This is a genomic window from Paenibacillus sp. cl130 (assembly GCF_900116035.1).
GTDB lineage: Bacteria > Bacillota > Bacilli > Paenibacillales > Paenibacillaceae > Paenibacillus > Paenibacillus polymyxa_B.
Map to the genome: position 1 here is coordinate 69,724 of NZ_FOYG01000011.1, position 13,242 is coordinate 82,965.

Annotated in this window: 9 protein-coding genes; 6 read left to right on the plus strand and 3 right to left on the minus strand. The window is 45.0% G+C overall.

The window, feature by feature from the left end:
• Positions 1-135 precede the first annotated feature (135 nt).
• Both BM358_RS23720 and metK read left to right on the plus strand, forming a co-directional pair.
• Positions 136-426, plus strand: coding sequence for an alpha/beta-type small acid-soluble spore protein (locus BM358_RS23720; RefSeq protein ID WP_013312299.1), 291 nt, complete (start codon positions 136-138; stop codon positions 424-426).
• A 332-nt stretch (positions 427-758) separates the two neighbouring features.
• Positions 759-1,961, plus strand: a complete 1,203-nt coding sequence (metK, locus tag BM358_RS23725; RefSeq protein WP_013312298.1) for a methionine adenosyltransferase — start codon at positions 759-761, stop codon at positions 1,959-1,961.
• A gap of 129 nt (positions 1,962-2,090) precedes the next feature.
• On the opposite strand, the gene BM358_RS23730 is transcribed toward metK, so the two are convergent.
• Genes BM358_RS23730 through BM358_RS23740 form a run of 3 tightly spaced genes read right to left on the minus strand, consistent with a single transcriptional unit; the run spans position 2,091 to position 7,572 of the window.
• Positions 2,091-2,993, minus strand: coding sequence for a TetR/AcrR family transcriptional regulator (locus BM358_RS23730; protein ID WP_028542162.1), 903 nt, complete (start codon positions 2,991-2,993; stop codon positions 2,091-2,093).
• Positions 2,994-3,049: 56 nt separating this feature from the next.
• Positions 3,050-6,166, minus strand: coding sequence for an efflux RND transporter permease subunit (locus tag BM358_RS23735; RefSeq protein WP_028542161.1), 3,117 nt, complete (start codon positions 6,164-6,166; stop codon positions 3,050-3,052).
• The gene (locus BM358_RS23740; RefSeq protein WP_023990682.1) at positions 6,163-7,572 is read right to left on the minus strand and encodes an efflux RND transporter periplasmic adaptor subunit; all 1,410 of its coding nucleotides are present in this window, start codon (positions 7,570-7,572) and stop codon (positions 6,163-6,165) included. Before BM358_RS23740 ends, BM358_RS23735 begins: the two co-directional genes overlap by 4 nt.
• A gap of 266 nt (positions 7,573-7,838) precedes the next feature.
• Between BM358_RS23740 and BM358_RS23745 the strand changes: the two genes are divergently transcribed.
• From BM358_RS23745 to BM358_RS23760, 4 genes are all read left to right on the plus strand, one after another.
• Positions 7,839-10,556, plus strand: a complete 2,718-nt coding sequence (locus tag BM358_RS23745) for a stalk domain-containing protein (RefSeq protein ID WP_028542160.1) — start codon at positions 7,839-7,841, stop codon at positions 10,554-10,556.
• Positions 10,557-10,603: 47 nt separating this feature from the next.
• A complete protein-coding gene (locus BM358_RS23750; RefSeq protein ID WP_013312293.1) occupies positions 10,604-11,764 on the plus strand; it encodes a sensor histidine kinase in 1,161 nt (386 codons plus the stop codon).
• A gap of 4 nt (positions 11,765-11,768) precedes the next feature.
• Positions 11,769-12,491: a response regulator gene (locus tag BM358_RS23755; protein ID WP_007432713.1), complete on the plus strand. Its 723-nt coding sequence runs from the start codon at positions 11,769-11,771 to the stop codon at positions 12,489-12,491.
• Positions 12,492-12,660: 169 nt separating this feature from the next.
• Complete coding sequence (locus BM358_RS23760) at positions 12,661-13,101, plus strand: hypothetical protein (RefSeq protein WP_025719114.1); 441 nt, start codon at positions 12,661-12,663, stop codon at positions 13,099-13,101.
• The last annotated feature ends 141 nt before the right edge of the window (positions 13,102-13,242 follow it).

Sequence of the window (13,242 nt, forward strand, 5' to 3'; positions counted from 1 at the left end):
TTGTATATAAGCTGCTTTCGGTGGCTCTTTTTCTTAAATACTGCTTGGGATAGCAAATTGTTCTTGGCTAAGTTGAACCTAATCGCTGCACACTACCCCCATGAAAGACAATACGTTTAGTGGAGGGTGTATACGATGGCATCAAGAGGTCAAAGACGATTAATTCCTGAAAGCCGTGCCAGGTTAGATGATTTGAAGTATGAGATCGCTGCTGAATTTGGGCTGCCTGTTTATAATCCCCAATATACACATATACAACCTAAGGCTGACAGTGAATTTGCTGCAGAATTGGGGGAGTTTGCGGGGAGCGAAAATGTAGCATGGCGTGATTTAACTTCAAGACAGAACGGTTCAGTTGGTGGTGAAATTACTAAGCGATTGATACAATCTGCTGAACGTAGCTTATCTGAATATGGTACATTGTAAATTGCAATAATTTTACAGTTTTTGATTATATATTAGCGTATAAACAGGGGTTATTTACATGTGAATCGAAAATGGTCTGCATGTAAACTTACCTCAATTTCGAAAGTTGTAATTGGGCTGTATGAATTGACACCTTGTTTTAAATAGGATATCATGGCATTTGAGGCTTGTACGCAACCTTTTCCTACCGGAAAAGGTTCATTTTTTATTAATCAGGTGTAACAAGATATCTCCCGCCATTTGTTGGCTTGAAGGTATCTGAATAATACCATTGCCATGTCAGGATTTTTTTATAAATCCTCATGTATTTTAATTGTGGGAGGTTGAAATTCATGTCTGTAAAAGGCCGTCATTTGTTCACGTCCGAGTCTGTAACAGAAGGCCATCCGGATAAAATCTGTGATCAGATATCCGATGCTGTATTGGACGCCTTTCTGGCTAATGACCCTAATGCACGGGTAGCATGTGAAGTATCGGTAGCTACTGGTCTCGTTCTTGTCATTGGTGAAATCAGCTCCAAATCGGAATACGTGGATATTCCATCCATTGTACGTAATACGATTAAGGAAATTGGCTATACACGTGCGAAATACGGTTTCGACTATAATACTTGCGCTGTATTGACTTCTTTGAATGAACAGTCGCCGGACATTGCTCAAGGGGTTAATGCTGCCTTGGAAAGCCGTGATCCTGCTGAAGTAGATAAAGAAACGGAAAACATTGGGGCTGGGGATCAAGGCTTGATGTTTGGTTTTGCTACGAACGAGACACCTGAGTTGATGCCTTTGCCTATCGCTATGTCTCACCGTATTGCACGACGCTTGTCTGAAGTACGTAAGGATGGAACACTGAATTACCTTCGTCCAGACGGTAAAACCCAAGTAACGGTAGAGTATGAAAATGGTAAACCTGTTCGTATTGATGCTATTGTGGTTTCTACGCAGCATGCTGAGGATACTACTTTGGAGCAAATTCAAGCAGACATCAAAGAAAAGGTTATTTTGCCAGTTGTCCCTGCCGAATTATTGGATGAGCAAACCAAGTATTACATTAATCCGACAGGACGCTTTGTTATCGGTGGCCCTCAAGGAGATGCAGGTCTGACAGGCCGTAAAATTATTGTGGATACGTATGGTGGTTATGCACGTCATGGCGGGGGAGCATTCTCCGGTAAAGATCCGACCAAAGTGGACCGTTCCGCTGCTTACGCTGCTCGTTATGTAGCGAAAAACCTCGTAGCAGCAGGATTGGCAGACAAAGTGGAAATTCAGCTTGCTTATGCCATCGGTGTAGCTACGCCTGTTTCGATTAACGTCGATACATACGGTACGGGTAAAGTGAGTGATGAGAAGCTGGTTGAATTGATCCGAAATAACTTTGATCTGCGCCCAACAGGCATTATTCGCATGTTGGATCTGCGTCGTCCAATTTATAAGCAAACTGCTGCCTACGGTCACTTTGGCCGTACAGATTTGGATGTACCATGGGAGAGCGTAGATAAAGCTGAAATTCTAAAAGAACAAGCGGGGCTGTAACTCCTCGTATGTTATCAAAATAAAAGTAATAACCCAAAAAGACTGTTTCATGCTTTGCATGAACAGTCTTTTTTTGATGTGTTTCACTGTTAAGTATGAATTTGCTCGGATGTACCGAATGCTGAGTGACTACTCGGATATCGGTGCATGGTCCAATAAATTTTTAAGTAAACGACAAACCTTTTGCAGTTCCTTGTACTGCTCCAAATACGCAAAAAGGGCTTTCAGGAGGCCTTTCTGAGGGTTCGATTTCAGAGCCTCTTCCTTTAAATGAGCGTAGATTTGCTGACACTCCTGTTTCTCCTCTGAACTCCACGAAGACAGCAGTATACTGTCTTCCAAGGAGTGGAGAAGGCTGTTAATTTGACGGCCTTGGTCAAAGGGATTACTTAGAGCACTTTCAGGCAACCAGCCTTGCTTGCTCCAGAACAAATGTGGAGCTGAATCAGCATTGTTCAGGCTGGTTGCCAAGGAACTGGATAAGAAGATGATAAACTGCGTTAGATGTTCAATCGTTTCATCATTCATCCGATCGGCAAAGAAGCGAATATATTCAAACACAATGCTTTTAAGTACAAAGGTCATATCCCATGCATGATCTTCAATGCTCGGTCCAAAAATATCAATCAGGCAGTCGCGAACCCATTTGTACAATTTGTATTCATGATTCTCGAACGCGTAATTGAGATGTTCATTCTGAAAAATAAGCATGGAAGGCTCAGGAAGATCCATCATGAGATACACTTTGTTTTCAACGAGATTTTTCAAGTAAAGTACAATAAAACCATGTAGTTTATCGTGCTTAGAAAGATCAGGTTTACTGTAGAGAGCCCGGATGTCTTGTTCAATGTTATTTTCCAGAATGATACACATTTCTAGAGGGAGTTCTTCTTTTCCTTGAAAATATTTATAGAAGGATGCCTTCGCCATCCCACTTTCTTTGGCGATTTCTTCAACAGATGTTGAATAATAGCCTTTTCTGGAGAACAGCCGAATGGCCGCCTGTAAAATATCATTTTTTTTACTTTCCATACATACTTCCCCCTAGGGACCGACCAACTCGACAGCATGCGAATTCACTTCATACCTCACAAAGGTTGGTCACTTGTGATAACTGTGTGCTGCTGTTTTTTGAGTTGACGGCGCATCTTGTACTTGGCCATGATCATATACAAGGACGGCACGACAAACAAGGTTAACAAGGTTGAGAATAACAAACCGAAAATGACGGTAAACGCCAGTGGCTTAAAGAGCAGGCTTCCCAATAGTGCTAATGGAATCATACCTACAATAGCTGCCAAAGATGTCAATAAAATCGGTCTGAAGCGAGCAGCGGCCGCCTGTATTACGGCTTCCTTTAATTCCATTCCTTCATGTCGTGCATCCTCGATAAATTCAATTAACACAATCCCATTCCGCACAACAATGCCCGCGAGTGCAATAATTCCCATGATGCTCATAAAACCGATAGGCATACCGGTCAAGAAAATACCAATAATCCCGCCGGCTGCTGCCAGGTACACGGTCGTCATAATAATAATAGGAATGGAGAGAGAATAAAATTGCATAGTAATCAAGAGTAAAATGAGCAAGACTACAACGATCGCCAGCTGTCCTAAGTCCTTGAATATGGTCGATTGGTCAGAGGTTTCCCCACCAACCTCCCATTTGTAGCCTTCTGGGAACTTCATTTGCGCCAGCTTACTTTCAACATCAACCATCGCTTCGCTTGCAGTTCGTCCGTTCAAATCGGCTTCCACCGTAATCGTCCGCTCCATATTGTAATGCTTGATTTGCTGAATAGCAAATGACGGCTTAATCTGGACGAGCTGGTTTAATGGAATTTGCTTACCAGCTGCATTAACTACACTTAATTGTTGGAAAAGCTTACTTGGCTCCTCGTCACTGTGATTCAAATACATTTTAATGTCTACCAGACTGTTTCCAGTATCAAATTGGCTGACTTGGGCTCCTTCTTTTAATAGAAGCAGGGTGCGAGTCAAATCTGTGTAGCTTACCAGGTACTGATCCATCGTTTGTTTGTTGACCTCAAGCTCCAGTGCATATCGTTCAATTCCTATATCATCCACGATGCCTGTTGTGCCCTCTACTGTCGCGATCTGCTCCTTTGCTTTTTGGGCAAGGATTTGCAGTTCATTCAGGTTCTGACCTGAGATACGAATGGAAACGGGCTTGCCCACTGGAATCCCGAGACGAGGAACATACATCGTAACTGTAACTCCAGGGTAGGATTTCTTAACATGTTGTTCCCAAGCATCAACTGTCGTATTGAGATCGAATACGTTTTCTTTGCCGACGACAGCAATCTGCCCCACCGTTTCGTTATAACTAATATTTCCACCCATACTATTAATGTCACTAAACAGTTGTGGGGCAGTCCCTCCAGCGCTGTAGACGACCTTGGAAGTTTCAGGTTGCTTTTTCACCCAGCCTGCAAGGTCTTTAACGACCTGGTCGGTTTCCGCAATTGAAGTGCCTACAGGCATTTTTACATTTAGTGCAACATGAGGATCTTCCGACTCAGGAAAAAGTTCAACTGAGGTAAAGGGAACTAATCCATAGGCGGCTGTTCCAAGCATGAGTCCGACCATGGCTGTCAACAAGGGACGCTGAATGACCTTAGGCATCAGTTTTTGTGAATAGAGCTTATTTAAAGAATGAATCTGCTGGCCGAGCAAGCCTGCTGGTTTAGACTTACCCTGAGGGTGACGAGCCTGTCTGCGCTTCTCATACCATTCTCGAAAAATAGGGATGATGGTGAGCGACATAATCATAGAGGCAAGCATGGTCAGGGAGACAATAGCAGGAATGGGTTTAATAAAGGCACCTACATTTCCAGGAAGAAACAACAATGGCGCGAAAGCTGAGATGGTGGCCAGAGTTGCAACCAAAATAGAAAGCATGACCTCTTTGGTACCTTTTACAGCTGCGACTGAGGGTGATTCTCCTAATTCCGTAAGTCTACGCTCAATATTATCATTTACAACTACGGCATCATCCACGAGTATGCCGAGTACGATGATCAGACCGACAACGGAAATCTGATTTAGAGTGATGCCGAACATAGGCAAAAAGATAATGGCAATCGAAACCGAAATAGGAATGGCCAGTGCAACAAATGCAGAGGTGAGCAAATTCAGCCCCAACATACAAACGAGAATAACGGCTGCAATCGCAAGAATCGTTTCACGCTTTAAGTCGTCAAAGATATGGCTTACCTGATCCTTTTGTGCAAAAAGAGTTTGAAAGTGGACACCTGCGGGGAGTGTTTTCTCCAGCTCTTTGAGCTTGGTATTGACCTTTTCACTCATAGAAGGGATGTCTGTGCCTGTTTCTGCTCCAATACTTAGCGTAATGGCCGGTTTACCCTCTACATAGGCAAAGTATTCTGTATTAGGATGTGCCAGCTCCGTTGTGCCGACATCTCTCAAATATACAGGATTACCTTCTTTGGTGCGTGTCAAAAGGACCTGATTCAATTCATCAGCTTTTTCGGACTCGCGAACAATAAGTTGATAGGTACGTCCGTTGTATTCAATATTACCGGTAGGAACCCGATCAATTTGAGACTGGATCGCTTGAGCTACTTGTCCCCATGACAGCTGATATTGCTGAAGCTTCTGATTGTCAATATGGACACGTACTTCTTGATCAGGGAGACCATTGAATTTGACGCTAGATACGCCAGAAATGGTATTAAGCTGGTCTTTCCAAGTTGTTGTTAAATCATTTAGTTTATAGAGTGGTGCGGAAGAGTCAGCTGTTAGGGCATAGGAGCCAATAAAAGAGCTGGTTAGTTTGTCATTTACAACAGGCACTTCAGCGCCTTGAGGAAGATCAGCTTGTGCATCTTGCACTTTTTTACGCATATCATCCCAAACCGTTTGAGGATCAACTCCGTTTTTGGATTCGATTAAAATTGAGGAGAATCCGTTACCAGAAGTCGAACTAATCGTTTTAACACCTTCAACTTCCTTAATGCGTTTCTCCAGCTCTTTAGTTACGGTTTGTTCTACTTTTTGTGGTGAAGCACCAGGGTAGACTGTTGTTACCATAGCATTCTGTATGGTGACATCCGGCATTTCCTGCTGTGGTAACTGGAAAAAGCCGAAGATTCCGACCAAAATCAGCATGACAAAAAACAGCAATGTAATTTTTCGTTTTTTTACGATGTACTCAATCATGGGCGCCCGCCTTCTTCCGACTGAATCGCATTTCCATCAAATAGGTTTTCTGCCCCTTTAACGATAATACGTTCGCCTTCACGAAGTCCCGATACGATTTGCAACTGATTATCTACAACCTGATTACCAAGCTCCACAGGGGTTTTAACAGCTTTTCCTTGAATGTCTTTGAAAATAAAAGGCTTGCTTCCCGTGTTAATGACTGCTTCGGCAGGAACGAGAATCCCATTCTTGTCGGTCACCTGTTGAGCAGCTTTAATGACCTGACCGGGTAACCAGTCTCGCTGTGGATTGTTTATAACAATCTCTACGTTAACCCTTCCCGTGTCGGTGCTGGTTGAAGGATAGACGTTAGACACCGTACCTTGACGAGTCTCTTCATAGAGCGCCAATTCTACTTGTTGACCCTTTTTCCAATCCTTAATTTCACTGTCTGGTACAGGAAGCATTACTTTGAGGCGGTCGATGGAGCCTATGCGATAGACGGCTTGCCCTGACGCGACCAAATCACCTGTATTCACGATTTTGTCTAAGATTACGCCGTTCACGGGAGAGGTTAAACGGGTGCGTGATAGTGCTAGCTCTGCCTGACCCTTGGCGACAAGGGCTTTTTCGTAGTTGGCATGGGCTTGTTTTTGGGAAGCCGCAGCCTGTTCACTGGCCGCAAGGGCTTTGCTTTTACCTGCAAGCGCATCTTGAAAGGAAGCTTGGGCGGATTGATGATCTTCGGCTGTGGCCCCTTCCAGCAAAAGGGACAGGGATTCCTTGGCTTGTTCCAGGTCTTTCAGGGCTGCGGTAGCATTCAGGCGAGCATTTTCATTATCTGATGCGGTAGCAGCGCCTGCCTCAAACAGCTTCTGTGTACGCTCGCTATCCGTCTTGGCCTTGTTATAAGCGCTTTGTGCCTTATCTACAGTAGCTTGCGCTTGTTGTTTCTCTTGAGCACGTGCGCCTTTATTGACCTTGTTAACATTCGCGCGAGCTCCTGTAATGCCTGCATCGGCGGATTGAATCGCGGAGGTAGCAGCCTGTAAATTAGCCTGTGCGTTATCAATACCAGCCTGTGCTTCCAAGATGGAGGCTGTCGCCTGTGCCACCTGAAGTTTGTAGTCAGCGTCATCCAGACTAGCAATAACGGCGCCCTTCTGTACAGCAGTACCGACAGTGAGATATGCACTGGCTACAGTGCCTCCATTTTGGAAAGCCAGTGTGTTCTCCTCATAAGCCTGAAGAGTGCCTGACAAGTTATAGACGGTATGAAGGGGTGTGGATTTGACGATTGCAGTGCGCACAACGGTTGGCTGTGCTGATGAACCTAGAGCGGCATCTTTTTTTTCTGTAGAACATCCGGTGAGTGCGATGCTCAGGGATAAAGTGAATATGATGATGGCCCGTTGTTTATTCATGATTATCAATCCTTCCGATAGGGTCATAATTGGAGTTGTGAACTAACCAGTATTATTTGAACTAATAAGTTCAAATGTATTATAGTGCGCCGATATTGCATTCGTCAATTCATCGTTTTAGATTTTATGAATTAGTTGACGGGATTTTCGTAACTTTTGCCTATATAATAAGTCTATTAACATAAGAGGATTTTTTTGTTTATTGATAGAGTACACGCGCGGAACAAAACCGTTTGAATACATTGAAGATGGGAGCTATTATCCAAATGTTTTTAAGTAATAAGAAACAGAGTGAAGTGAAAGTTAATGGCAGAGGAATGGCTAGAAGATGGGCCGTGTTAACACTGGCAGGGGTATTATGGGTCGGTCCGGTTGCTGGAACTGGGGCTCTAATCCCCTTGAATGGTTGGATGTCTGCTCCAATCGCAAGTGCAGCCTCTGGTTCAACTGTAAAATTGGGCGAAGAGATCATTACTTCGGGTGCAACATTATTGAAATATCGTTTTAAAGGTTCCAAAGGAACAGCGCTGGCTGATATCATTCGAGTGGACTTGCAAAATCCGTACGTTAAGCTGGATGTCATGACGGGGAAGAATGGACAGTTTACGACCCGTCAGAGCACAGGTGGCATGGCAAAAGAGACCGGGGCGGTTGCTGGTGTAAACGGGGATTATTTTAATACTTCCAGCGAGGGAGCGCCGATCGGTGGACAAGTATCCAAGGGTGTGTTGATGTCTACTCCGTCTGATTTAACGGGTATGTATGCCTTTGCTGTAACCAAGGATGGTTCTCCGATGGTGGAGCAGTTTACTTTTGAAGGTACAGTGAAAGCTGGAGATGGGTCGTCCTTCTCTTTGGCGGGGATGAACAAGGCTTCGTATTCCCCTGAGACGAGTGGGGGCAACTATAGTCACTCTAATGCTATGTATATTTATACATCTGCTTGGAAAGCAATTGAGCGCCCCAAAAACAGTTCGACAACGCCCACCGAGATCTTGGTACAAAATGGTGTAGTTACACAAGTCTCCGACAATGCTACGTTGAATATGACCGTTCCGCAGGATGGCTATATTTTACGTACTCATGGTAAAGCCGCTGATTATGCCAAAGCGCATCTGACCGTGGGACAAACCGTAGAAACGAGCTATCATCTTCGTGTTAAATCGACAGGGAGTGAAGTAGATCCTTCTAACCTTCAGATGATGATTGGTGGACATACCATATTAGTAAATGACGGCCAGAAAACCTCTTTTTCCCGGAGCACAACAAGCATAGGCGGGACACGTGCGCGTACAGCTCTGGGATATTCTCGTGACAAGCGTTACGCTTATGTCATTGCTGTTGAGAAGAATGGGAACAGCGTTGGTGTATCCCTGAGCGAGCTGCAAACGCTGATGAAGGATATTGGCGTCTGGAAGGGGATGAACCTTGACGGGGGCGGCTCTACCACTATGGTGACACGTGATTTGGGAGATACGACAGCGGGGCTTACGTTCAATACAGAATATGGTACAGAGCAACGTAGTATTGTAAATGGAGTAGGGGTATATACCAATGCTCCTAAAGGAACGCTCAAAGGCTTCACCATCAAGGGCAATAAAACGCTGCTGATTGGACAGACCGGAAGCTATTCCTTCAAAGGCTATGACAACTACTACAATCCATTTGATACCTCGAAAGTACAAGTGACGTGGAAATCCAGCAATCCGGCTGTTGTATCAGTGAGCGGCGGCGTTGTAAAGGGAGCCAAACCAGGAACGGCTACTTTAACGGCATCCAGTGGCTCAGCCAGCGCAACAACCAAGGTCACGGTGCTTGGAGCAGATGAAATTTCATCACTTACCGCAGGCACTGGAACTGGCTCGCTTACCGCTGGAGCTAAAATCGCTGTACCGGTAACGGCAAAGACAAAAGATGGACAGAGTGTCAGCATTACGTCAGATGCGCTCAAATGGGAGTTCATCGGCTTTAGGGGCAGTGTCAAGGACAATCAGCTTACAGTAAATACGGTGGATGCAGGCGTAAAAACGGGCTATGCCATCGGTCGCTATGATGGTTTCAGCGCTGTCGTCTTCCTTTCTGCTGGCGGAGCAAGTACAAACAACTGGGAGAACTTCGAAAATGTTTCGTATCCGGTTGATTTTACTTCGAATGTGGAAGGTGTTACTGGCACAGCGGCTGTTGTACAAGGAGATGGTGACCATGCCAATTCCAAAGTGCTAGAGCTGAACTACGATATGACGAACGGCAGTGGTAAAATGTATGCTTACGCTCAATTGAACGGCACATCCGGGAAAACGCTTGAACAGGCGGCTACTTCCATCTCGATTGATGTCAGAGGGGATAAGAGTCTGAACTGGCTGCGTGCAGAGCTAGAGGATGCTCAAGGCAAAACAGCATATATTGATCTCGCTAAAGTGATCGACTGGAACGGCTGGAAAACCATTAATGCAGATATGAGCGGTTTGAATATTTCATATCCGGCGAAGCTGAAGCGTCTTTATGTGGTCAATGTGGCAGAGGGTCAGGACGAGCGCGCTAAAACAGGCAAAATTGCTTTTGATAATATTTCTTTTAATACACCGGGAACGGTCGGCACAGAAGGACTCAAAAAGGGAACAGCTCAGATGATGATCGGACAAAAATCAATGACGGTGAACGGAACGCCTACAACAATTGATGCAGCTCCGATGACCCGCAATGGCTCAACGTATGTTCCGATTAAGTATGTGCTGGACGCATTTGGCGGACAAGCCAAATGGAATGCGGGCGATCAGCGGATCACCATTATGCGCGGCGGTGTACTGATGGATTTGACCGTAGGGAAAAAAGAAGTTGTTCTGAACGGGAAGCGGCAAAGCACTGATGTTGCACCCGTTGTGCTAGGAGGTAGGACTTTAGTCCCATTGAGACTCGTATCTGAGCAGTTAGGAATGACTGTAAAATGGGAACAAGAAACGAAGACCATCACCCTTCAGTCATGATATGGTATGATATATACTTGAAATGCTAGGATTGGAGTAGAACATTTGTGGACTTTCAAGCCGATATCATAGACCGAGTCATTAAAAATGCCATCCAGGTGATGGAGAACAGCAAATATCAGATGTTCGAAATATTGGACACGGCCCGGACCGAGCTGGTCACGTTAAATCAGGAGCTCCAGAGCGTCTTGAAGGAAACGGCAGAAACGATCGAAAAGGTGGACCAGCTGGAAATGAACTATCGGCGGTCCCGCATTCGGTTGACTGAGGTCAGCCGTGACTTCGTTCGCTATTCGGAAGAGGATATCAAGCAGGCTTATGAGAAGGCAACACAGCTTCAACTCGATGTGATGATTTTCCGTGAGAAGGAAATGTATCTCAAAGCCAGAAGAGATGATCTTCAAAAGCGGGCCAAAAGTGTCGAGGCTTCTGTCGAGCGTGCCGAAACCATCGGTTCGCAGATGGGGGTCGTGCTGGAATATTTGTCAGGCGAATTGGGACAAGTGACGCGGATCATCGAATCGGCCAAAAACCGGCAGTTTATTGGTCTGAAAATTATTTTAGCTCAGGAAGAGGAGCGCAAACGCATATCCCGTGAAATTCACGATGGACCTGCGCAGCTCCTTGCGCATCTAGTGCTTAGGACGGAAATTGTGGAAAGAATGATCGCCAAGCAGGAATTTAAGATGGTTCAGGACGAAATAGTAGACTTGAAGAAACAGGTTCGCTCCAGTCTTGAGGAAATGCGAAAGGTCATTTTCAATTTGCGTCCTATGGCCCTGGATGACCTGGGACTTATTCCGACGCTCCGGAAATATGTGCAGGATTTTGAAGAAAAAACGAAGATTAGATCGCTTTTTGAAACAAGGGGCAAGGAACACCGTCTCTCTTCCGCGATGGAAGCAGCCATTTACCGTCTGATCCAGGAAGCTTTGACCAACGCTGCCAAGCATGCTTATCCTACCTATGTGCTTGTTGAGATTACCTATCAGGCGCAGCTTGTAAAAATCGTGGTGCAGGATAATGGTTTGGGCTTCAAGCCAGAGCTTTTTCAGCAAAAAAGCAAAGATCATGGGCATTTTGGTCTGATTGGTATGCGGGAAAGGGTTGAACTGCTCGAGGGGAGAATGGAGATCGAATCAGCTGAGAATCAAGGCACCAAGATAGTGATTCATATCCCAACCAACGTGGAAAAGGGAAAGGAGTAACAACATGGAAAATCAGGAAATTAGCAATGCACCCATTAAAGTTCTCTTAGCGGACGATCATCAGTTGTTCCGTGAAGGACTTAAACGTATTTTGAATATGGAGGACGACATTGAGGTCATCGGAGAATGTGGCGACGGTATTCAAGTGTTGGAATTCTGTAACGTAGAGAAACCGGATATTGTTCTTATGGACATTAATATGCCAATTGAAAATGGTGTAGAGGCAACCGAAAAACTGCGTGAGATGTTCCCGGATGTCAAAGTTATCATTTTATCCATTCATGATGATGAAAGCTATGTATTCGAGACGTTGCGCAAGGGAGCCAATGGTTATTTGTTAAAAGATATGGAGGCCGAGTCCCTCATTAATGCAATTCGTTCGGTTCATGAAGGATATGCGTTTATCCATCCGAAGGTAACGGGTAAACTCATTCAGCAGCTTCGCCGGATGACCTACTTGAACGAAACAGGGGCTATGGCTGAAGGTCATACCAAGGAAGCCGGCGTGAAGTTTGTCGCAGGTGAAAATAATCCATTGACCCGTCGTGAAGCTGAAGTGCTGCGTCTGATGGCTGAAGGTAAGAGCAACAAGATGATCGGTGAATATTTATTCATTAGTGAGAAAACGGTCAAAAACCATGTCAGCAGCATTCTGCAAAAAATGGAGGTTGATGACCGTACACAAGCAGTTATTAACTCAATCAAATATGGATGGGTTACGCTGTAAAGTGTAGTTTTTCCATGCATTAGACGATGTAGCTGCTAATAGATATGAATGCTGTACCGCCTTTCTTTTGGAGCGATATGTCCGCTCATACGGAAACCCAGTACATAACCGTGACACCTCTTCCTGTTATACGGCATATATTGTCGCTATAGGAGGAGGTGGAACCCTCGTGACGGCTCACTTGGTTTGGATATTGCTTATATACGGTGTGGGAGCCGCAGTCGTTCATCTTATGTATATACGACAGGCGGTTCAGGCTTATCACAATGGTGAAGATTCACGCGCAATATCTCCGGGTCATCGTGCGACTCGCTATATTGTGATTACGTCCAATGACGGAGATCGTGTGGAATGGGTGATGCGTTCGCTGAACATACTTGCCTGGCTACACCGGAGGCCGCTACATGTGACAGTACTGGATGATGAATCTATGGACGATACGCTACCGATTCTGACACGGTTAGTGCGCTATAGTCATATGGATGTTTCAGTCATTTCAAGTCGTTTTTCACCGGGGAACCCGGTCTTACCGAAGTCAGGCGGTGAAAAGCAGGTTGTTATTGATCTTAGAACGGTCAAGTCGTTGGCGGACGCCCCACTTGTTCCTTAGCGACAGGGGATTGTGGACATCGTGGTCAAAATCGGATATAAATGTTTATAAACAGTTGCATAGGCAAGACGACAGGGATCTCATTGAGATCTACTTGATGTGAAGCACACTTCAGGCTATTAGCCATAGGAGTGTGCTTTT